Source organism: Acetobacter lovaniensis (assembly GCF_014207635.1).
Taxonomy (GTDB): Bacteria; Pseudomonadota; Alphaproteobacteria; order Acetobacterales; family Acetobacteraceae; genus Acetobacter; species Acetobacter lovaniensis.
Genome location: NZ_JACHIE010000012.1, coordinates 57,568 through 78,743, shown reverse-complemented (window position 1 = coordinate 78,743; position 21,176 = coordinate 57,568). Strand labels below are relative to the sequence as shown.

18 protein-coding genes and 1 riboswitch are annotated in these 21,176 nt (G+C 61.7%); of the genes, 5 read left to right on the top strand and 13 right to left on the bottom strand.

The features are described 5' to 3' along the window. Positions 1-199: 199 nt before the first annotated feature. The 4 genes from HNR55_RS12575 to HNR55_RS12560 form a co-directional block, all read right to left on the bottom strand. Positions 200-1,186, bottom strand: coding sequence for an NAD-dependent epimerase/dehydratase family protein (locus tag HNR55_RS12575; protein WP_166115910.1), 987 nt, complete (start codon positions 1,184-1,186; stop codon positions 200-202). 84 nt (positions 1,187-1,270) lie between these two features. Then, on the bottom strand, positions 1,271-1,792 hold the full coding sequence (locus HNR55_RS12570; protein WP_166115936.1) for a DUF192 domain-containing protein: 522 nt from the start codon (positions 1,790-1,792) through the stop codon (positions 1,271-1,273). A gap of 49 nt (positions 1,793-1,841) precedes the next feature. Continuing rightward, positions 1,842-2,519, bottom strand: coding sequence for an MBL fold metallo-hydrolase (locus HNR55_RS12565; RefSeq protein ID WP_166115908.1), 678 nt, complete (start codon positions 2,517-2,519; stop codon positions 1,842-1,844). Positions 2,520-2,619: 100 nt separating this feature from the next. Beyond that, on the bottom strand, positions 2,620-3,033 hold the full coding sequence (locus HNR55_RS12560) for a host attachment protein (protein ID WP_166115906.1): 414 nt from the start codon (positions 3,031-3,033) through the stop codon (positions 2,620-2,622). A 126-nt stretch (positions 3,034-3,159) separates the two neighbouring features. Here HNR55_RS12560 and HNR55_RS12555 point away from each other — a divergent pair, with 126 nt between their 5' ends. From HNR55_RS12555 to HNR55_RS12540, 4 genes are all read left to right on the top strand, one after another. Then, complete coding sequence (locus HNR55_RS12555; protein ID WP_166115904.1) at positions 3,160-4,269, top strand: XdhC family protein; 1,110 nt, start codon at positions 3,160-3,162, stop codon at positions 4,267-4,269. Then, positions 4,254-4,976, top strand: a complete 723-nt coding sequence (locus HNR55_RS12550; RefSeq protein WP_253545340.1) for a nucleotidyltransferase family protein — start codon at positions 4,254-4,256, stop codon at positions 4,974-4,976. Before HNR55_RS12555 ends, HNR55_RS12550 begins: the two co-directional genes overlap by 16 nt. 47 nt (positions 4,977-5,023) lie before the next feature. Next, positions 5,024-5,374, top strand: coding sequence for a RidA family protein (locus HNR55_RS12545; RefSeq protein ID WP_086647359.1), 351 nt, complete (start codon positions 5,024-5,026; stop codon positions 5,372-5,374). 313 nt (positions 5,375-5,687) lie between these two features. Then, positions 5,688-6,341 carry a CHAP domain-containing protein gene (locus tag HNR55_RS12540; protein ID WP_166115902.1) on the top strand — a complete coding sequence of 218 codons (654 nt, stop codon included), beginning with the start codon at positions 5,688-5,690 and terminating at the stop codon, positions 6,339-6,341. A gap of 87 nt (positions 6,342-6,428) precedes the next feature. On the opposite strand, the gene HNR55_RS12535 is transcribed toward HNR55_RS12540, so the two are convergent. The 8 genes from HNR55_RS12535 to HNR55_RS12500 all read right to left on the bottom strand — a co-directional run bounded on the left by HNR55_RS12535 (position 6,429) and on the right by HNR55_RS12500 (position 17,709). Then, positions 6,429-7,094, bottom strand: coding sequence for a TetR/AcrR family transcriptional regulator (locus tag HNR55_RS12535; RefSeq protein ID WP_166115900.1), 666 nt, complete (start codon positions 7,092-7,094; stop codon positions 6,429-6,431). A gap of 131 nt (positions 7,095-7,225) precedes the next feature. Beyond that, positions 7,226-7,891 (bottom strand): hypothetical protein, encoded by a 666-nt coding sequence (locus tag HNR55_RS12530; protein WP_166115898.1) that lies wholly within the window; start codon positions 7,889-7,891, stop codon positions 7,226-7,228. A gap of 552 nt (positions 7,892-8,443) precedes the next feature. Further along, complete coding sequence (gene gcvP, locus HNR55_RS12525; protein WP_166115896.1) at positions 8,444-11,329, bottom strand: aminomethyl-transferring glycine dehydrogenase; 2,886 nt, start codon at positions 11,327-11,329, stop codon at positions 8,444-8,446. Between the two features lie 127 nt (positions 11,330-11,456). After that, positions 11,457-11,822, bottom strand: coding sequence for a glycine cleavage system protein GcvH (gcvH, locus tag HNR55_RS12520; protein WP_086647277.1), 366 nt, complete (start codon positions 11,820-11,822; stop codon positions 11,457-11,459). Positions 11,823-11,891: 69 nt separating this feature from the next. Then, entirely contained in the window at positions 11,892-13,028 is a 1,137-nt protein-coding gene (gene gcvT / locus HNR55_RS12515) for a glycine cleavage system aminomethyltransferase GcvT (protein WP_166115894.1), read from the bottom strand. 162 nt (positions 13,029-13,190) lie between these two features. Further along, positions 13,191-13,281: riboswitch (glycine riboswitch) on the bottom strand. A gap of 51 nt (positions 13,282-13,332) precedes the next feature. Continuing rightward, entirely contained in the window at positions 13,333-14,205 is an 873-nt protein-coding gene (gene speE, locus HNR55_RS12510; RefSeq protein ID WP_166115892.1) for a polyamine aminopropyltransferase, read from the bottom strand. 108 nt (positions 14,206-14,313) lie between these two features. Further along, positions 14,314-14,781: an adenosylmethionine decarboxylase gene (gene speD / locus HNR55_RS12505; RefSeq protein ID WP_166115890.1), complete on the bottom strand. Its 468-nt coding sequence runs from the start codon at positions 14,779-14,781 to the stop codon at positions 14,314-14,316. 102 nt (positions 14,782-14,883) lie between these two features. Further along, complete coding sequence (locus HNR55_RS12500; RefSeq protein WP_166115888.1) at positions 14,884-17,709, bottom strand: hypothetical protein; 2,826 nt, start codon at positions 17,707-17,709, stop codon at positions 14,884-14,886. A gap of 189 nt (positions 17,710-17,898) precedes the next feature. Between HNR55_RS12500 and HNR55_RS12495 the strand changes: the two genes are divergently transcribed. Beyond that, positions 17,899-18,825, top strand: a complete 927-nt coding sequence (locus HNR55_RS12495; protein ID WP_166115886.1) for a LysR substrate-binding domain-containing protein — start codon at positions 17,899-17,901, stop codon at positions 18,823-18,825. Positions 18,826-18,888: 63 nt separating this feature from the next. Here the strand turns inward: HNR55_RS12495 and HNR55_RS12490 are convergent, their stop codons facing one another. Continuing rightward, entirely contained in the window at positions 18,889-21,042 is a 2,154-nt protein-coding gene (locus HNR55_RS12490; RefSeq protein ID WP_166115884.1) for a putative bifunctional diguanylate cyclase/phosphodiesterase, read from the bottom strand. Positions 21,043-21,176 lie beyond the last annotated feature (134 nt).

Below are 21,176 nucleotides of genomic sequence, written 5' to 3'. Positions count from 1 at the left end.
AAGAGCCAAAAACCTTAGCAGAAACTTCCGAAACCGCCAAGATCACTTCGTCTCGGTGAAGCAGCTTCTATACCCACAAACACTATACCGTCAACCCCTCACCTTAAAAACTCCTAAACCCCCAGAAAACCAACACTTCCCCCGATTCACAAACGCACAAACGCTCCCAAAATCACCATCAAACAACTCATTAAATATGTTACAAAATGTCCATGCGAGGCGCAGAGCCGTAAAAACAATACCAGCGGACAAAGGCTGCCACGCCGTCGATCAGCTCGGTCCGGGGCTGCCAGCCTGTAAGCTGGCGGATGGCGGTAATGTCGGCCCATGTTTTTTCCACATCCGCTGCCGGGCGGGGCTGGTCGTTAATAAGGGCTTTGGTTTCCAGCACCTCCTCCAGCACCTCTATGAGCTTGCGCACGCTCTGGGGGCGCTGGCTGCCAACGTTGAGCACACGGGCCACGCCAGATGCCGGAGGTTTGTCAAACACCGCCAGCACGGCGGAGACGACATCCGCAATAAACGTAAAATCGCGCGAAAGGGCGCGCCCGCTATAGAGCGGGACGGGCCGCCCCTCCATCATGGCACGGGCAAAGCTGTAATAGGCCATATCCGGTCGCCCCCACGGGCCGTACACGGTAAAAAACCGCAGCCCGGTCTGGGGGATGCCATACAGGTAGCTGTAGGTGGAGGACGCAAGCTCCGCACTGCGCTTGCTGACGGCATAGAACGAGCCCGGCTGGTCCACGGGATCTGTCTCGCAAAAAGGTAGCTTGTTGTTGCGGCCGTAAACGGAGGAGGAGGAAGCGTAAACCAGATGCTCCAGCCGGGGCAGCCTGCGGGCCATCTCCAGCACGGCAACATGCCCGCGCACGTTGGCATCGGCGAACACATAAGGGTTTTCGAGCGAGTAGCGGACCCCGGCCTGTGCTGCAAAGTGGAAAATGCCGCGGATATGCGGCTCTCTGGCAGCAAGGGCCATAAGGGTATCGGGCTGGCTGATATCCAGCCCATGCAGGGTAAAGCCGGGATACTGCTCCAGCAGGAGCAGGCGGCTTTTTTGCAGGTTCGGGTCGGGGCAGGGTGTCAGGTTATCAACCCCGATCACCCGGTCGCCGCGTTCGAGCAGTGCCCGTGCAACATGAAAACCAATAAACCCGGCTGCACCGGTTACCAGAAAAGTCAAATTTCCGCCTCGTGAGCTAAGCGCACCCAAGCTTCGCCAGCCCGGTGCCATGTCAGGCGCTTCTAACGGAGCAGGGGCGGCGCGTCAGGGCGTTTTTGTGGTTGGCTGGGCTGCCTGTGGCACGGAGGCAACCGGGGCTGACGGCGCCAGAGATGCCGCCTCCACCTTGTCCCCCACCATGATGCCCAGTCTGGCGGTTACGCCACCAGCCAGTTCCAGAGTGGCCAGTGCGGGGCCGTGGCTGCTGATATGGGCCAGACTTTGCGGCACTGCATTTTCCACAATCGCCTGCACGCGCTGATCGGGGCCAATAAAAACAATATCCAGCGGGACAAGGGTGTTTTCCATCCACATATCACTCTGCTGGGGCGCACCCCACGGGAACAGCATGCCCCCATCGGCTGGCACCTGCGTGCGGAACATCTCGCCCACCTGCTGCTGACGCGGGGTTTTTGCCAGTTCCACGGAGAAAACATGCCTGCCCGAAGCAGAGACAATGCTCAGCGGCTCCTTGGGCAGAACCGGCTGGGCCTGCGTGGGCTCTCCATCATCCGCCAGAGCGGGCAGGCCCCATGTTGCCCCCGCACTCCCTACCAGCGCGGCCATAAGCAGCCCGAACAGTTGTTTGTTCTTCACGTCCTGTTTTCTCCTGCACTCACTGCGCGTCCTGCAAAAACGGGTTCTCCGTCCGCTCCGCGCCCAGTGTGGACAATCCACCATGACCGGGGACTATCACAATATCATCCCCAAGCGGCAGCAGCTTTTGGCGTATGCCCTGTATAAGCTGTGCGCCGTTACCATAGGCAAAATCCGTCCGCCCGATGGAACCACGGAACAGCACATCCCCCACAAAGGCAAAGCGGGCGCGCTCGTCCACCAGCACAACATGCCCCGGCGTATGGCCCGGCACATGCACCACGCGTAGCTGGCAGCCCAGATAGTCCAGCACCTCGCCATCGCGCGCAAAGCGATCGACCGAGGCGTTCTCCAGCCCGCCAAGACCAAAATGGCGGGCCTGATCGGTTATGGATGAGAGCAGAAATGCATCCCGCTCATCCGGCCCGATCACGGCCGGGCGGGGTTTGCCCTGTGCCTCCAGCCCACGGCACAGGGCCATAACGCCCCCTGCGTGGTCCAGATGGCCGTGGGTCAGCACAATGGCCTCCACGTTCAGGGACTTGCGGCTTGCAAAATCGAGCAGCACACCCGCATCTCCCCCCACATCGACCATGATGCACCCACCCGTGCCCTCGTGCCACAGGATGGAGCAGTTCTGCCGGAACGGGGTAACCGGAACGATGCGTAGCTGCATGCCGGGGTAGGAAACCTGCATATGCGACCTCTCTTTTGCGCCGTGTTCTGGCCAGTATGCCAAAAAAAAGCTGCCAGACGGAACCATCTGGCAGCTTTCTGTCTGCGGCTTAAGGCTTTTTTTAGCCCGGCAGCACCCAGCCTGTGGCCGGAATGTCAAAATGCTTGTGCAGGTCATGGGCCGGAATGTTGGTCAGGTCCTTGATCAGCGTCTTGATCACCTTGGCTTCGGCAGGCTTGCTCAGATGGGCACGGATGTCGTGCATAATGGGTGCAGGAGCCGCAATAACAAAACCCGCCACGTTGGCACCGTGGGCAACCATGGCGTTAATGCGGTCGGCCACGTTACGGGCAAACCCTTCCTTGGCCGCTGTGCGGGGGTCGGTTTCGGGCGGGAGCTTGCCGGGGGTGTCTTCGTGGCCTTCGGCCTTAAGGTCCGTTACGTCGCGCATTTCGCCCTGCGCATCATGCAAAAAGCGCACTTTGCCGCCATCGGCAGCAACGTAAACAATCAGGCCGTCTCGTTCTTCAGTCATGGAAAATAGGTCCTTAGTTCCAAAATCGTACAGCCCGTCCCCATTGTTGCCGTGCAGTCACGCCGCTTCTGGCCTGATTCTGCTGCCAATGGGCAGTCTGCCTGCACAGTGATATAGGGAAGGATCATGACAGTTCCAGCCCCCCCACCCCAACTCCTGACTCCACTGGACCATGCACTGGCCTGGGCGCGGGCGGGTGAGCCCGTGGCCCTTGCCACCGTAACCGGCACATGGGGCAGCTCCCCCCGCCCTGCGGGAAGCAGCATGGCCATCAGTGCGAGCGGTGCGGTGGAAGGCTCGGTCAGCGGTGGGTGTGTGGAAACCGATGTCATGACCCACGCACAGGACATCATGGCCGGAAGCCCCGCACAAACACTGGAATATGGCGTAAGCAGCGCCCGTGCGTGGGAGGTCGGGCTGGCCTGTGGCGGGCGGCTGGACGTGCAGGTGGAAGCCGTAAACTCCCCCGCCTGCCCTACCGGAACCTTCCCCCTCGCACTGCTCGAACAGGTCTGTGCATGCACGGCAAACCGGCAGGCTGCGGCACTGGTGCGCCTGCAAAATGGCGCACAGCACGCGCTTGTCGTGCAAACAGGACAGGGCAGCACTGTGCAATTTGGTACCTGCCCGCCCGAAATCTGCAACGCGGCCCATGCCCGCATGCAGCACGGCCGGAGCGGGGCCGAGGCAGATGCTACAGGGCAGGAGTGGTTTGTGCAGCCTCTGGTGCCAGCCCCACGCCTGCTTATTGTGGGGGCGGTACATATTGCCCAGTCTCTGGCGCGCATGGCCAGCATGGTCGGGCTGGCCCCCATTGTGATTGACCCACGCTCCGCACTGGCCACGGTCCAGCGTTTTCCCGGCCTTGTTCCGGAGCAGACCCTGCTGACCGAATGGCCGGACGAAGCCATGCAGACACTGGGCATAGACCCCATGACCGCCATTGCCACCCTGACGCATGACGCCAAGCTGGATGACCCCACGCTGGAGGAAGCCCTGCGCAGCCCCGCATTCTATATTGGGGCACTGGGCTCGCGCAAAACGCAGGCCAGCCGCATGGACCGCCTGCGCACACTGGGTTTTACCAAAGCGGAACTCGCACGCATCCGTGGCCCCATAGGGCTGGCCATAGGTGCTGTGGGCGCGGAGGAAATAGCCCTGTCCATTCTGGCCGATATTGTGGCCGTGCGCAGGCAGGCCCCGCTGGCGCAGGCGCGCGGGTGGCAATACCCCTGATGCCCCCTGAGCAGGACAGCGCTCCGGCGGAAAGACTCGCCGGAACTCTGGCCATTGTGCTGGCGGCAGGCCAGTCCTCCCGCACAGGGGCGCAGCACAAGCTGCTGGCCCCCGATGCCACGGGCTGCCCCATGCTGGTACGCACCCTGCGCAACACCTTGCACAGTGCCGCCGCCCATGTGCTGGTGCTGCTCCCCCCCAACCGGCCGGAACTGGCCGAACTGGCCCACGCCCTGCCCGAATACGGCACACGCCTGCGCACACACTGCGTGGTGGATGCGGCTGATGGACTTTCTGCCTCGCTCCGGGCGGGTGTGCGCGCGGCACAGGCCATGTCGGCCACCAGCCTGCTGGTCTGTCTGGGCGATATGCCCCTTGTGCCCACCCATCTGCTGAACGCCCTGCTCTATGAGCAGCACACCACGCAGGCCCCGGTTGTGGCCGCGCAAAGGCACAACAGGCCCGGCAACCCGGTTGTGTGGTCCGCCACCCAGTTTGCCGCTCTGCTCGGGGTTACTGGGGATCAGGGCGGGCGGGCCATCCTGCGCGCACTTGGGCCTGCGGTGCGCCTGCTCCCCGCCCCGGCACCCCTGCTGGAAGACTTTGATACCCCCGACAGACTGGACCAGTTTGCCCGTATGGTGCCGCCCCCCCGGTTGACCGCAGCCCCGATCGCTCCGAAAACGATGGAACCGCATGTGCGATAGAAGCGCATGCGCCTTTTGTTCCGATCATCCACAAGGAAGCGTTTTTTATGAGCAAAATCCTGCGCACCAACCCCAACCCGATTCTGTCCGCTGCGGTGGAATACCACGGCTTTGTTTACACTCAGGGCGTTGTCGCCCGTGATCTGGACCAGGACGTGGAAGGCCAGACCCGCGACGTGCTGGCACAGCTTGACGCCCTGCTTGAACAGCACGGGACCGACAACACCCGCCTGCTTCAGGCCCAGATCTGGCTGAAGGACATCAACGACCGCGACAAGCTGAACGCCCTGTGGAGCGCCTGGCTGCCAGAAGGCATGGCCCCTGCCCGCGCCTGTGTACAGGGTATTCTGGCCGACCCGCGCATGCTGGTTGAGATCATGCTCGTCACCACCAAATAAGCCTGCCTGACCTGCCGGGCTGGCCTTTTGCGGGGCGTGGTTTTTTAGCCACAGATGCACCGAATCAGAATCAGCCCGGCTTGTATCCCCTGTTCGCCAGATTGGCCTTTCCACGCCGAATTGAGGCAATCTCGTGACAGATGATAGGAATTAATTCCTATTCTTCATTTTCAACCCGGTTCTTTTTGGTAAATAGTCACTTTCGCGTTTTTGCCGCGCAAACAACGCTTGCCTGATCTGCATTGATGTTTATACCTGTCACCAGAACATGCAGCTGACCTAAACTAAAGCAAGCCAGGGAAAGGCAGATACGATGCAGGATGGACGGTCTAAAAAGCTAAAACTTACGCTGGCCGTTGTGTCCTTTGTTACTGCTTCCTTCCTCACCTGCACGGCTCAGGCACGCACATCTCACCGCACTGCGCACCGCAACGTGCATGCTGCATCTACCCACCATCGCCATAGCTCGGGCCATGTGATCCAGTGCGTAACCTACGCCAAATCCGCATCCGATGTGGTGCTGAGTGGCAATGCGCGCGACTGGTGGCACAATGCCGCCGGTGTGTATGACCGGGGGCTGGCGCCGCAGGCGGGCAGTGTTCTCAACTTCCGCGCCACACGCCGTATGCCGCTTGGTCATGTTGCCGTTGTGCGTAACGTTGTGGACAGCCGCACCATTGTTATTGATCAGGCTCACTGGGCGCAGGCCGGGATCAGCCATAACGTGTCTGTTATAGACGTGTCTCCCAACAATGACTGGTCTGCCGTGCGCGTTGCCCTGAACAGCCACAACAACTACGGCTCCATCTACCCCACCTACGGGTTTATCTACCCCCATTCGGCCAGCAAGAAAGCGACCCCTGACAGTCTGAAGCAGGAAGTCATGACCGCATGGGCCAACAAGGTGCCAGCGACCCAGCTGGCGCAGGCTCCCGCAGGCGCACAGCCTGTAGCGCCGCTTCCATAAGCGGTTTTACCTGCCGCTTACGCGTTCATACCCCGCTCAGTCAGCCTGAACGGGGTATTTTTTTGCCGTAATTCTGGCCTCAATACCCTATTTGGGCGGGCCAGAAGCTATGCGCACGCGCACCGCACTTTCCAGAACATTCCAGCTTGCCTCGAAAAAATGGTTTTTGGCCGCATCGGTTGCAAACGGCCTGCGCCCACTTAACAACTGGTGCAGCGGCCAACCTGTTACCAGTCCGCGCAGGCTCATTTCCAGCATCGCAATCTCGGCCCGGTTTTTTGACGTATCCGGCCAGCCCAGTACCTTGCCCAGCAATATTTTCATCCGCTCGTGCAGCGGTTCTATAGCCCGGTCCAGATCTTCAGTAATGCTGGCAAACTGCTGGCAGTCCATAATAAGAATCCGGTAGGTTTCCACCGTTTCCGGCACCAGCAGAAAATCCAGCAGACGGCGCTGCATATCCTTTATGGCGTCCATCGGGTTGGCCATGCTCCCCGGCTCAACCTGCAAAATGTCAACAAGAGCCTGGCAGCGTTCGTGCACCACGGCTCTGAACAGTTCTTTTTTTGAAGGATACCGCCGATAGATCGTCGCTTTGGAGCAACCGATCACCTTGGCAATATGCTCAACAGAGGTTCCGGCGTATCCTGCGCGCATGAACGCCGTGGTCGCTGCGGCAATCACCGTACGGTCCAGTTCTTCCGCCGCCTCGTACGATGGGCGGCCGCCCGTATGTGTTCCGCCGTCTGCCATAAACCCGATTGACCCATCTGCTGTTTGCCAAAAGGCTTCGGCTCCACACTACTCCCTCTGTCCGTAGCAGGAAAGCCAGCGCCAGCCCCATAGGCCGAAACACAGGACAGATAATGGCTCCGACAGGCAGGTTAGTCGGGCACAATCTCCATATCCAGCCGGGCAATCTGCCCGGACATGAGAACACCCCGCGCCTGTCCGACCAGATGTACATCCACACCGTGGGCATTTTCCATCAGCAGAACCCCACGCCCCTGCCCCACAGCCGCACTTGCGCCAGTTGACCAGTAGGTCCCGCTAAAATCCTCGGGGCGGGTAATGTTGCTCACACAGCCTGCGGCGGAAAAAAACGCATGCCCTACCGCCAGCACACCGCCACCCCGCACCACAATCTGGTAGGTATGCCCGCCGAGTTCGAGCGCGCCATGCCCCCACTGGTAGCCGACTACAGCACCAAGTTCTTCCACCCGCACCCTCAGCCGCCCATCATTTGGCCCACAGACCAGCGACTGAGGCTGAGGCTGAGGCTGAGGCTGAGGCTGAGGCTGAGGCTGAGGCTGAGGCTGAGGCTGAGGCTCGGATTGAGCCTGTACAGGGCAGGCCACAAGCCAGAAAATAGCCGCCAGCCCTCCGACGACCACACCCCTACCGCCCCCATGCGCCCAAACGGGCTGCAAGCTATGGGCCCACCCACGCACCCATTGCACCAGACCAGACCTGCCGCTCAGAAAAGAGCCAGACAGGGCAAAGCCCCGGTGCCACAGAGGCACCACACGCTCACGCACTGGCACTGGCACTGGCACTGGCACTGGCACTGGCACTGGCACTGGCACTGGCACTGGCACTGGCACTGGCGTGGAACAACTGGATAACTCAGCCAAGACTGGCACGGATTTTTGCATCCTCTGGCATGGGGGTAAGCCACCTCTTGCCGGTAAAGACGGGCTAAACCGGCATTTAAAAAACGAGACAGTTCCGTTCTTATTCTGCGCTTCAGCCTGTGTCAAACGCAAACCCCGGGGCTGAAAAGCCACTCCATTTGCTCGCCAGAACCTCTGCCGCCTGCCCATACGGCTGGAGCAGGGCCCAATTCTACCTAACCTGCGCGGCAGGCCCGGAAGGTGAAAACGCTCCAGCGCCAACAACGCGCCCGCACACATACGCGCCATTGGCATTGCAGCCCGCCTTCCCAAAGAGAGCAAGGGGTTGGGGCACCCCCGTGCGCCACAAACACAAAGGGCGGCCCGGAGTAAAACCTCCGAACCGCCCTGTTGTGAGCCGATGGTGCTAGCCGATGGTGCTAGCCGATGGTGCTAGCCGATGGTGCTAGCCGATGGTGCGGGCTGTGATTATTCCATCCATTCCGCAATATCGGGGCAGGAACACACAAGGTTGCGGTCCCCATATACGTTGTCGATCCGGGCAACATTGGGCCAGTATTTGGTGGCCGGGTTTACACCGGGGGGGAAGCACGCCTGCTGGCGGCTGTAAGGGTGTTCCCATACCTCTGCCGTAACCGCAGCACCCGTATGCGGTGCGTGGCGCAGCACGGACTGCTCGGCTGTAACCGTCCCCTGCTCCACTGCGCGCACTTCTTCACGAATAGCCAGCATGGCATCGCAAAAGCGGTCCAGCTCGGCCTTGCCTTCGGATTCGGTCGGCTCGATCATGAACGTGCCCGCAACGGGAAAACTGACCGTAGGGGCATGGAACCCGTAGTCCACCAGCCGCTTGGCCATGTCATCCACCGTCACGCCCACGTTGTCCTTGATCGGGCGCAGGTCCAGAATGCACTCATGCGCAACCCGCCCCTTGGCCCCACGGTACAGCACCGGATACGCATCGGACAGACGGCTGACAATGTAGTTGGCATTCAGGATTGCCACCTGCGTTGCGCGCTTCAGCCCTTCATCCCCCATCAGGCGGATATACGCCCATGAAATAGGCAGGATGGAGGCCGAACCAAACTGGGCAGCGCTCACGGCAACATCCACCGCCGCATCCGCCGGATTACCCGGCAGGAACGGGGCCAGATGAGCACGCACACCAATGGGCCCCATGCCCGGACCACCCCCACCATGGGGGATGCAGAAGGTCTTGTGCAGGTTGAAGTGGCTGACATCCCCACCATAATCCGCCGGGCGGGCAAGGCCGACCTGCGCGTTCATGTTTGCGCCATCCACATAAACCTGCCCACCGGCTGCGTGCACCATGTCGCAGATGGCGCGCATGTTTTCTTCAAACACGCCGTGGGTGGAGGGGTAGGTGATCATCACAGCGGACAGGTCCGCCGCGTGGGCCGTAACCTTGGCCTGCATGTCTTCCAGGTCAATGTTGCCTTCATCATCGCATTTGACCACCACCACGTTCATGCCCGCCATCTGGGCGGAAGCGGGGTTGGTGCCATGGGCAGAGGCCGGAATAAGGCACACATTGCGCTCCCCCTGCCCGCGCGCACGGTGGTAGGCACGAATGGCCAGCAGGCCCGCATACTCACCCTGCGCGCCCGAATTGGGCTGGAAGGACACCGCATCATACCCGCTGATCGCGCACAGCCAGCGCTCAAGGTCGGCCAGAAGGCTCTGGTAACCCTGCGCCTGATCAGCCGGGGCGTAGGGGTGCAGGTCACAAAAACCGGGCCACGTAATGGGCAGCATTTCCACCGTGGCGTTCAGCTTCATGGTGCAGGAGCCAAGGGGGATCATGGTCCGGTCCAGCGCCAGATCCTTGTCGGACAGGCGGCGCAGGTAGCGCAGCATATCCGTCTCGGACCGGCAGGAGCCAAACACCGCCTGCCGCATGAAGGCAGACTGGCGGACCAGCGCTTCCGGCACGGTCGAGGCGGCCTGCTCCAGCTTGAGCGCCATATGCCCCATGCGGTCGCGGTCGGTGCAGAACACGGACCAGACATCCAGCACGGTTTTGATTGTGCTGGTTTCGTCCAGACTGATGCCAATGCGCCCAGCCCCTGCATTGCGCAGGTTCATGCCCATTTCGCACGCACGGGCCAGCAGGGCGGGGGCATTGTCGCCCGCATCTAAGGTAATCGTGTCAAAGAACGCTGTGGTCTGCACGGTTACACCAAGTGCGCGCAGGCCCGCAGCCAGTGTGCACGTAAGCCCATGCACACGCCGGGCAATGGCCTTAAGCCCTTCCGACCCATGATAGACGGCATACATGCCCGCAATAACGGCCAGCAGCACCTGTGCAGTGCAGATGTTGGATGTCGCTTTTTCGCGCCGGATGTGCTGCTCGCGCGTTTGCAGCGCAAGGCGGTAGGCCGGGCGGCCCTCGCTATCGACCGAAACCCCGACAAGGCGGCCGGGCATGCTCCGCTTATACGCATCGCGCACGGCCATATAAGCTGCGTGCGGGCCACCAAAACCCATGGGTACGCCAAAGCGCTGGGTGGAACCTATGGCAATATCCGCCCCCAGCTCTCCGGGGGAGGCCAGCATGGTCAGGGCCAGCGGGTCGGCGGCCATAATGGCAATGCCACCAGCCGCATGCAGCGCCTGCACACAGGCGCGCGGGTCGGTCAGTTGCCCCGAGGAGCCGGGGTACTGGAACACGGCCCCAAACACGTCTGCCGCGTTCAGGTCTGTTGCCGGGTTGCCCACCTGTATGCAAAAGCCCATGGGCTCGGCACGGGTTTTGAGCACGGCAATGGTCTGGGGGTGGCAGTCCGCATCCACAAAGAACGTGTTGGAAGCGGATTTGGCAACCCGCTTGGCCAGCGCCATGGCTTCCGCCGCCGCCGTGGCCTCATCCAGCAGGGAGGCATTGGCAATGTCCAGCCCGGTCAGTTCTGTGACCATGGTCTGGAAGTTCAGCAGTGCTTCCAGCCGCCCCTGACTGATTTCTGGCTGGTAAGGCGTATAGGCCGTGTACCATGCCGGGTTTTCCAGAATATTGCGCCCGATCACGGCAGGCAGCACCGTGCCGTAATAACCCTGCCCGATCAGGCTGGTGAGCACACGGTTCTGCCCGGCCAGCGTGCGCAGGTGTGCCAGCACGTCTGTTTCGGTCCAGCCTTCCCCCAGCCCCAGCGGCTGCCCGACCCGAATGGCGGCGGGCAAGGTCTGGGCTGTCAGCTCATCAAGGGAACTGGCACCCACCGTGCGCAGCATGGCGGCCTGCTCATCTGGCGTGGGGCCAATATGGCGGGCGGCAAAGGCTGCGCCATCGGCCCGAAGCCCTGCAAAAGCGGGCAGGTTTTCAACTTGGGAGAACATGCGAGGAACGATCCTGATACACGCGGGTAAACGCAAAACAACAAGGAACACCCCACCCCGTATGCGCGCACCGGTCTGGCAGGCATACGGGCGCGCCGCTCAGGCGGGCGGGGTGGAGCGGGGCTGCTCAGCCAATAAAGGCGGCGTAGGCCTCGGCATTCATCAGGCCATCAAGCTGTGCGGGGTTGCTCAGGCGGAACTTGACAATCCAGCCCGCACCCTGCGGGTCGGAGCTGACGGTGGAGGGGTCATCGGCCAGAGCGGCGTTGCCTTCCACAATCTCACCATCCACGGGGGCGTAAATGTCGGATGCAGCCTTGACCGATTCCACAACGGCCACGGCTTCACCTGCCTTGACCTGCGTGCCAGCGGGTCGTGTTTCCACAAACACCAGTTCACCCAGTTCATCGGCTGCATGCTGGGTAATGCCCACCACGGCCGTATCACCATCCACGCGCAGCCATTCGTGTTCGCTCGTAAAATACAGGGTCATTGCCTTAATACTCCGTAAGGCCCCGAACCGGGGCCTGCCTGAAAACATGTTGAAAAGGAAAAAAGCGCTTTACCGCCTGAAGCGCGCAGGCACCAAAGGCAGGGCCGCCACGCGGGATGGCACGCCACGCCCGCGCAGTTCCGCCACAAGCTCCGTACCTACAGCGGCATGGGGGGTGGCCACATAACCCATGGCAACCGGGGCCTCCAGCGTGGGACCAAACGCGCCGGATGTCACCTCGCCCACCTTGTCGGCCAAGGCCTCATCTGCATACAGGGGGGCACCATGGCGCACGGGGGCGCGGCCGGTTGGCAGCAGGCCCACGCGGCGGCGGGTTACACCTTTTTCAAGCTGCTCCAGAATAATATCCGCGCCCGGAAAGCCGCCAGCACGTGCGCCACCGGTGCGGCGGGACTTCTGGATAGACCATTCCAGTGCCGCTTCGACCGGGGTTGTAGTTTCATCAATATCGGAACCATACAGGCACAGCCCGGCTTCCAGCCGCAGGCTGTCCCGCGCGCCCAGGCCGATCAGCCTGACCTGCTGGTGCTGGAGCAACTGGCGGGCCACGCGGTCTGCATCCTTGGCGGAGAGCGAGATTTCGTACCCGTCTTCCCCCGTATAACCCGAGCGCGAAACGATGCAGCGTGCACCATCAATTTCGAGCATGCACACATCCATAAAGCGCATGGTTGCGGCATCTGCATCAAAGCTGCTCAGCACGTCCTGCGCCAGTGGGCCCTGCAGGGCCAGCAGGGCGCGGTCTTCCAGCGGCTCAACCAGACAGTCGGCCAGATTATCCTGCATATGAGCAAAATCGGCCTGCTTGCATGCGGCGTTCACCACCAGCAGCAGGCATTCCTCCAGCGCGATCACCATCAGGTCGTCCAGAATGCCGCCCGATGCGTTGGTGAACTGCGTATAACGCTGCCGGTTGGTTTTAAGGCCCACAATATCGGCAGGGACCAGACGTTCCAGCGCGCGGGCTGCGTCTTCCACAGTGCCAGAGCGTGCACGAATACGCACCTGCCCCATGTGGGAGACATCAAACAGGCCCACCTGTTCGCGCACATGGCGGTGCTCGGCCATAATGCCATCCGCGTATTGCAACGGCATGGAATAGCCTGCAAACGGCACCATTTTGCCGCCAAAATCCTGATGCAGGGTATGGAGAGGAGTATGGAGGAGAGAAGAATCGGTGCCCATGCACGCCGCCTTACAAAAAAGGCCCAAGCTCCGCGCGCACCCCATGCCGGGCACAGGACAAAAACACGGAGCTTCGGACCGGACCGTCCGCTGCCCCTTCTGTGCCTTTGCCTGAGATCGCTATCCCGTCGGCGGGTGCGAACGCACCTCTCTCCAGAAGTTTAGAGCGCAGGGTCCTTTTGCCTGAGAGTTTCCGGGGCGGTTGCTCCTTCGGCGCCAGCTTTTTACGGCTGGTCTCTCCCTCTGCGCGGGTGCGACCGTGACATTATTTGCACGGCAAGTCAATCACGGTCGCGGGGGGAACTTACGCCTTTGCGCCGGGCAGGTGCCTGGCAATATAGGGCGGCAGGTTAAAGGAACCGGTATGGATTTCGGGCGTCCAGTACTGGGTTTTCCCCAAAATGCCAGCCTGTTCGGCACGGGCGCGCACAACGGCTGTATCCTGCCCGGCGGGGTTTGGCCCCTTGGAGGCGATACCCAGAGTCATGAACCCGCCAACATAGGTTGGCACGGCCGCCACATAGGCAGACACATGGGGGAAATACTTGGCCCGGCGGACACTGGTTTCAAACAGTTCATCGGCCTGCATGAAGGGCACACCGCACTGGTTGACAATCAGCCCCTCCGCGCTGAGCACGCGGGCACAGTGTTCGTAAAAACTGTCGGTAAACAGGACTTCGCCCACGCCAATGGGGTCTGTGCTATCCACAATAATCACGTCAAAGGAGCCATCAGCCGCTTTGGCAACGTAGTCGATCCCGTCGCCCACAATCACTTCAGCGCGGGGGTTGGTCCAGGCATCGCCCGCAATGGAGGGCAGGTGCTGTTTGGAAAGTTCGATGACTGCACCATCAATTTCCACCATCACGGCTTTTTCCACACCGGGATGTTCCAGCACGCGGCGCAGCACGCCCCCGTCACCCGCGCCAATAATCAGCACCCGGCGCGGAGCCTTGTGCGTAAACAGCGGCACGTGGGTCAGCATTTCCTGATAAACGAATTCATCCCGTTCGGTAATCTGCACCACGCCATCAAGCAGCAGGACGCGACCGTGAGAATCGCTTTCAAATACCACAATATCCTGAAACGGGCTTTTAACGCGCGCCAGTTCCCGAACAACACGGAAGCGCTGGCCCCAGTTGTCGTACAGGGTTTCTTCAATCCAGTTTTCAGCCATCTCAGCCATCCTTGCCATACACGGCACGGCGGCTTTGCCCAATGCCAGGGCAAAGCCGCCGTTCAATACCGATAAAGAGGAAGTTTGCGCCTGATCCGCGCGGGCTTTTTAAGCCTGTACGCGGCCGCGACGCTCTTCGCTTACGTCCAGCTGCTCGGCCTGAAACAGGCGCTGCATAACCGGAATAGCCAGATGCGGGTCGCATGCGCCACACATGAAGATGTCGACCGCGGCAAAGTTGCGTTCGGGCCATGTGTGGATGGAAATATGGCTTTCAGCCAGCACAACAACGCCAGATACACCGCCATTGGGTGTAAAATGGTGGAAATGGCTGTGCAGAATGGTTGCCCCTGCCGCCAGAGCCGCTTCACACAGGGTGCTGTCGATTTTAGCGGGGTTGTCCAGATTGATGGCCCCCCACATATCAACCAGCAGGTGTGTCCCTGCAAATTTTTCGCCGTCTTTTTCGACGAAATAATCTTTACGGTCATCATCTTCGAATGCGACCGGAACAGAAATTGCCTGGTTATTGCTCGGGAGTTCCGAGACCATCCCCAGTTGAGCAAGTGCGTTCATTGACGTACCCCCAAACCAGTAGACAGCCTGTTGGGCGAAATTAATCGCCCCCTTGGGCCAAGAGCGCGCTAACTAGGGCTTTTTACCCCTTGGGTGCAAGAACTATTTTGGGTCTTTAACAGATTTGTCAAATGCCGGAGGCAGGCCATACCCACCAAGGGAGACAACCGGCCCTTTTTGCGCCTGCCTGAGAAGGGCCGTAAACCGCGCCTGCCGTTCCGCCCCAAGGGCACGGCCCGCCACCCATGCTCGCAGGCTGTGCAGGGTTTCCGTATCCCCTGCGGCGGCGGCATCCGTTGCCAGACGAATCACCAGATCGCGCTGCGGGGGGCTGAGCTCGCCCTGCTCTGGCAGGGTGCGGCTCGCAAGGCGGCCCACCACCAGCACGGCCTGTGCCCATTGCTGGTCCTGCTCATACAGGGCCCCACGCACGGACAGGCCCGTATCCGATTCATCCTCGGCCAGAAGAGCCTGTGCGCCCTCGCGGTTGCCGCTGGCGGCAGCCAGTCTGGCCTCATCATACCGGCGGCGGGCGGCAAGGTCTTCTGGCAGGTCGGCCAGTGCGCTGCGCTCAAGTGCGCGCAGGGCAAGCGGGCGCTGGTTGCCCTGCAATGCCGCCTGCGCAAGCTGCTCCTCAATATCAGCCCGCATCAGCGGTTCTATGGCCAGCACATCGGCCTGCTGCAAAACCGGTATGGCCTGCCCGAACTGCCCCATGGCCACAAGCTGCCGCCCAAGCTCTGCCAGCAGTTTGGCCTTGAGCGGGTCATCTGGCACCTGACCCATGTTCGCCTTTGCCAGTGCAAGCTGCTGGGCACGGTCCGTAGCTGGAGCCTCATCAGGCGCGCGCCCATGCCCGCTCCGCTTCCGCCCCACCGCTCCGTGAGCGTTATGGAGGGGCGTGCCCTGCGCGGCATTGGCATGGGGTGGGCCGAACACCAGCGCAAACAGCACCGTGCGCCATGCCGCATCCAGCCTGTCCTGCGGCGCCAGCTCGGATGCACCCAGTCCGCTCAGCACACCCACTGCGCGCACAGCCTGCCCGCTCCGGGCCAGAGCCTGCGCGTAAACCAGCCGCAAAGCGGGTACAATCGTCACCTCACCCTGTCGGGCGTTGGGGACTGCCCTGCCCCCTTCGGCCACCTGTGCGGCCAGTATCTGGGCATAGGCCTGTGCGGCCATATCCGGCCCGATCTGGTCATGCGCCAGCAAAAAACCCACCAGTTCCGCCCGGGCCATGTCGGCCATGCGGTCATTGCCCGAAGCGGTCAGGTTTTCCAGTGCGATCCGCGCGCTTTCGGGCTGCGCGCCGCGGGCCTGCACCATAATGCGGGCAAGGTCATACGCAGGGTCATCCGGCAGGGCACCCAGCACCGCGCGCTCGTCCGGCCCGCCAAACTGGGCCAGATACTGCGTAACCCGCGGCATCAGCCCCGCACGGACTGGTGCGGGGTACTGCTCCAGCCGTGCATAACCACGCGCCAGCAGAACGGATGTGGGCAGGCTCCCTGCTCCGCTGAGCATAAAATACGCGCCGCGCCATAGCACCATGTCCGGCCCAAAGGCCCAGTCCGCACTGGCCAATGGAGCGGCTCCGGCCATGTCCCCGCTGAGCAGGGCCGCACAGGCGCGCAGGGCCTGCACACCCGGCCCCGGCCAGCTGCTACGCACCACACCGCCCACATCTGCCGCACTGCCACCATCATGCCCGCTGTGCTCGGGCAGGGCACGCAGCAGGTCCCATGCCTGCTGGGGATAGCCTGCGGCAAAGGCCGCCTGCGCCGCCGCCACCCGCATGGCCCATATGGTAATGACCACCGCCTCCGGCTGGCCTTCCAGAACGGTTGCGGGGTCTCCTCCCGCCTGACCCAGACTGTCGCGCGCCTTACGCCACTTCTGCACCAGTTGGGGGGTAGGTTCATCCCGCAGGCCCAGCCAGAACCAGTCCTGCCCCTGCCGTACGCTGGCGCTGGGGGGCGGAGCGGGCAGACCAACCGGCACGGGCTGGGCGGCTATGGCCTCCAGCACCGGCCCGCCGGGCGTAGGCTGCATGAAAAGCTGTGCCGAATCCGCCGCAACCACCACCCCCAGCACCGCCGGGCGCACGGCGTACCCCACGTCCGAACGGGGCTGCAAAGGGGTTTCCACCTGCCGGGTGGTCGCCACAAACAGCCTGCCCCCGGTCACGGGGTCCGGCAGGGTAACAACCCGGCCGGGCTGGCTTTGTGCAAACAGGATGCGGGCAGGCCGGGGCACCATCCGCACCGCTGGCATGGCTGGACGCGCCCCAGCCGAAGCCCCGGCCACAGGTGCTCCGGCACTCTCGGCCGGGCTACCCACGCGCGCGCCACATCCGTCCGGGCGACCGGGCTGAACGGCACAGAGCAGCCAGCCCGCCTTCTGGCGCAGCACAGCAATCTGCGGGTGATCCGGCAGGTAAATCCGGAGCAGGGTTGCACCGTTCAGGGCCACGCTCTCACGCCGGTCGAACATGCCGCCCTCTCCGGGCAGGTGGAACAGGGCTGGCAGGGCGCGGTCCACCACCACCATCAGTTCCGGCCCGGACCAGAAGACCGCAAGCCCGGTCGCGCTCTCCGTCGGCAGGAACAGGCCCGGCGCAACATCGGCCACGCGGGGCAGAACATCGGCCTGTACGCCGGTAACCGGCAGGGCGTGCAGCCCGTCGGAGCGGGCCACATCCTGCATGGCGGGGGGCGTGGCCCGCAGGGGGGCGGCCTGCACACAAGGAGCAAGCCCTGCCAGCATGGCGCCAAGTAGCATGGCCCGCCCCAGACCCATGCGGGCCTGCCGGACTGCTGCCGTAGCCCCGGCACCACGGGCAGCCGGGCCGGACATGCGCGCACCCTGCCCACCGCAGGCCCCTGCCTGCTGGTTTACCCGGTTGTCTGCCTGCCTTGTGTCTGCCACGTTCTCTGCCTGTGTCTTGTGGTACCGGCCAGCCCGGCCCACACCTGTTAGCACGCGCGGGCAGTGCACTCCGTGCGCCAGCCCCATGCCCGGTATTTACCCCAGCATGACAAAAACCAACATGGGCTGCTAGAACAACAGGGACGTTTTGGCCAGCACCCCCAGCCCCGCCACCACAGGAGCGGCCCCATGCTTGACCGTTTTACCAGTATGCAGGTTTTCGTTAAGGTGGTGCAGCTTGGCAGCTTTAGTGCGGCGGCGCGGGCACTTGCCCTCTCCCCCACCATGGTGACCAAGCATGTCACCACGCTGGAAGACCGGCTGGGTGTAACCCTGTTCCGCCGCAGCACACGCCACCTCTCGCTCACCGAGGCAGGACGCCTGTTTCTGGAAGGTAGCCAGCGTATTCTGGCTGACATGGAGGACATGGAGCTTGCCGTCAGCGAGCAGCGGCGCGAAGCCCGCGGCCACCTGCGGCTGAATGCGCCTGTCTCCTTTGCCATACGCTACGTCGCACCCTACCTGCCCGAGTTCAACCGCCTGCACCCGCATGTCAGTGTTGAACTGGGGCTGAACGACCGCACCGTGGACCTGATAGACGAAGGCTGGGACCTGACCCTGCGCATACGCAAAATGCCGTCCAGCACCCTGCGCAGCCGCAGGCTGGCCACCATTCGCATGGTAGTGTGCGCAGCCCCTGCATATCTGGAGCGTGCGGGCACCCCCAGCCGTGTAGAGGAGCTCAGCCAGCACCAGTGCCTTGGCTACACGCTGAGCGGCACCAACAGCGCCAGCCGCTGGAGCTTTGGGGAAAAGGGGGAAAAAACGGTGCCTGTTTCCGGCCCGCTCAGCGCCAATAATGGCGATGTCCTGCGTGAAGCGGCACTGGCGGGTGAAGGCATTGTGTACCAGCCGGTTTTTGTGGTGAGCGAGGAACTCCGCACAGGCCGCCTGCGCGCGCTCACGCTCGACCTGCCCCCCGTACCGGGGCCGGACCTGCACGCGGTTTACGCACCGGGTATCAGCATGTCCCTTAAAATCCGCGCCATGATTGATTACCTGAGCCAGTGCTACACGCCCATCCCGCCATGGGAGCAGGCACTCATGAACACATGATGGAAAAATGGGCGCATGGGCCTGCCTCTGGGGCGGTCTGGCATGGCTGAGGGGCGGTCCGGGTTACTCCCACACCAGAGCCGTTTCCATATCCCGTGTGGCGGAAAGGACATGCTGCTGCGGACGGCCAAGATAGTAGCCCTGCGCCTCCGTACAGCCCATGGTGCTGACCATGCGCAACTGGTCTGCGGTTTCCACCCCTTCTACCGTAACTGTCATGGCGCGAATGCTGGCAATGCCCAGAATGGCCTGTATGATTTCCCTGGCGGTGGGGTCTGGCAGGGCCTGAATGAAGCTGCGGTCAATTTTGATCTTGTCGAACGAGAACTTCCACAAATAGCTGAGTGAAGAATAACCTGTTCCAAAATCATCCATACTGATCCTGCAACCAAGTGCCTTGAGTTCGTTCAGAATAACGTTTTTATGCTCGTATTCATCCATCAGCACGCTTTCGGTTATTTCCACCTCAAGGCGGGTACCGTTCAGGCCGGTTTTATCCAGAACATTTTTGACGATTTCAGGGAATTTCCTGTTTTTTAGCTGAAGGGGCGAAACATTGACCGAGACATTGATCTGCTCCGGCCAGTTCAGCGCCTCGCTACAGGCCAGATGCAGGATCCGCTCGCCCAACTGGTGGATCAGCCCCGTTTCCTCCGCCAGACGGATGAACACATCTGGCGGGATCATCCCGCGTTCGGGGTGGTTCCAGCGGGCCAGCGCCTCGTAGGACTGCACCTTGCGCGCGTGAATGCCGTAAATGGGCTGGTAGTGCAGTAACAGCCCCTCACCCGCCACCAGCCGGTGCAGGGCGGCAACAAGTTCGGTCCGTTCCAGAATTTCGTAACTCAGCGCTGTATCAAACAGCTTGTGCTGGCAGCGGCCCAGAGCCTTGGCGCGGTAGAGCGCCATATCCGCATATTGCAGCAAGGTGGTGACATCCCCCGCCTGAAGCGGAAAACCCGCAGCCCCGATACTGGCCCCGGACTTGGCCTCCGCCCCCTGAATGGTGTAGGGGCGACCAAGGCTTGCCACCAGTTCCTCCAGCCGGGATTCAATCTCGTCCAGCGGGCCGCAGTGCTGCCAGATCACCGCAAACTCATCGCCCCCCAGACGGGCAACAAAATCCTCCTCGCGGCAGCAGGCCTTCAGCCGGTTTGCAGCGGCGATCAGCAGTTCATCCCCCCCGCTATGGCCATACATGTCGTTGATGGATTTGAAGTAGTCGAGGTCTATGTAAAGCAGCACGAACGGGTTGTTCAGGTCCTGCGACAGTTCGCTCAGACGGATACCCAGATAATAGCGGTTGGGCAGGCCGGTCAGGCTGTCGTAATGGGCAAGACGCTCAATCCTGCGCTGGGCGTCACGGTATTCGGTAATATCGTCAGCCACGCAGAGCTTCCAGCGCATGTTGCCGTCATCATCCGCAATCAGCAGGTCATGGCGGGAGACCACGCGCGCACGGCCTTCGCGGTCCACCAGTGTTTCCTCCACCGCTTTGGGCTGCTGGTACAAAAACGGGTCTTCTGCCAGTTCGCCGTCCAGTTGCAGGGGGGCGTCAAGGAGCATGCCCGCGTAGGAGGCGGCGGTTTGCAGGCCGTATTCCTGCGCCGCCTTGTTATGCACAATGATGTCACCCGTTCTGATATCCCGCACCTGAATGGCGGTGGGAATATTGTCCACTATACCGGAAATAAAGGATTTATCGCGCATGATGGTTTTGTTGGCCTGCCGGAGTTCGCCCGCAATCCTGTTGAGCTCGTTAATGGTATCCATGGCCTGTGCGTGCAGGGAACGCGTAAGACTGAGTGCAGAACCCAGCCCGTAATACTGGCCACATTCGGTTATGATGAATTCGTTGATCTGGTTGAGTGAACGGATATTCAGGATTGTAGCAACAAAGTCGGCCACTTTTTCATGCACATCCACCAGTATGGGTTCACATTCCATAAGCAGGGAGATCGGGCGGTTGGCGTACACCTCGTACCCAAAGCGCTGGCCCAGACGCAAAAAAAAGTCCCGCCGCTGCACAATGCCTATGGGCTGGTTGCATTCATTGACAACGGGAATACCCGCCAGTTCGGCATTGTCCTGAAAAATGGCCAGAACGTGCGATCCCGCCTCCGTCGCGCGAACGGGCTCCACCCTGCTGGCAATATCGCGCATCGGGCGCTGGTTGGAATACGCGGGCACGTCCACCTCCAATAAGCGCAAGGTCATGTTTTTTGCCTCAATCCAGCCCGCAAGGTCAGGACGGAAAATTCTTAACAACTGGTGACCCATACAACAACATGAAAAATAACTGTTTTTTTGTGAACTTATTATTATTTTCTCTTATTCCGCTTGACCCCGCA

Bases quoted from the DNA above. Each gene is read 5' to 3' on its own strand.
- HNR55_RS12540 (WP_166115902.1), top strand. From the start codon at position 5,688: ATGCAGGATGGACGGTCTAAAAAGCTAAAACTTACGCTGGCCGTTGTG.
- HNR55_RS12495 (WP_166115886.1), top strand. From the start codon at position 17,899: ATGCTTGACCGTTTTACCAGTATGCAGGTTTTCGTTAAGGTGGTGCAG.
- speD (WP_166115890.1), bottom strand. From the start codon at position 14,781: ATGAACGCACTTGCTCAACTGGGGATGGTCTCGGAACTCCCGAGCAAT.
- HNR55_RS12545 (WP_086647359.1), top strand. From the start codon at position 5,024: ATGAGCAAAATCCTGCGCACCAACCCCAACCCGATTCTGTCCGCTGCG.
- speE (WP_166115892.1), bottom strand. From the start codon at position 14,205: ATGGCTGAAAACTGGATTGAAGAAACCCTGTACGACAACTGGGGCCAG.
- HNR55_RS12565 (WP_166115908.1), bottom strand. From the start codon at position 2,519: ATGCAGGTTTCCTACCCCGGCATGCAGCTACGCATCGTTCCGGTTACC.
- gcvH (WP_086647277.1), bottom strand. From the start codon at position 11,822: ATGACCCTGTATTTTACGAGCGAACACGAATGGCTGCGCGTGGATGGT.
- gcvT (WP_166115894.1), bottom strand. From the start codon at position 13,028: ATGGGCACCGATTCTTCTCTCCTCCATACTCCTCTCCATACCCTGCAT.
- HNR55_RS12570 (WP_166115936.1), bottom strand. From the start codon at position 1,792: ATGGCCGCGCTGGTAGGGAGTGCGGGGGCAACATGGGGCCTGCCCGCT.
- HNR55_RS12535 (WP_166115900.1), bottom strand. From the start codon at position 7,094: ATGGCAGACGGCGGAACACATACGGGCGGCCGCCCATCGTACGAGGCG.
- HNR55_RS12555 (WP_166115904.1), top strand. From the start codon at position 3,160: ATGACAGTTCCAGCCCCCCCACCCCAACTCCTGACTCCACTGGACCAT.
- gcvP (WP_166115896.1), bottom strand. From the start codon at position 11,329: ATGTTCTCCCAAGTTGAAAACCTGCCCGCTTTTGCAGGGCTTCGGGCC.
- HNR55_RS12560 (WP_166115906.1), bottom strand. From the start codon at position 3,033: ATGACTGAAGAACGAGACGGCCTGATTGTTTACGTTGCTGCCGATGGC.
- HNR55_RS12490 (WP_166115884.1), bottom strand. From the start codon at position 21,042: ATGACCTTGCGCTTATTGGAGGTGGACGTGCCCGCGTATTCCAACCAG.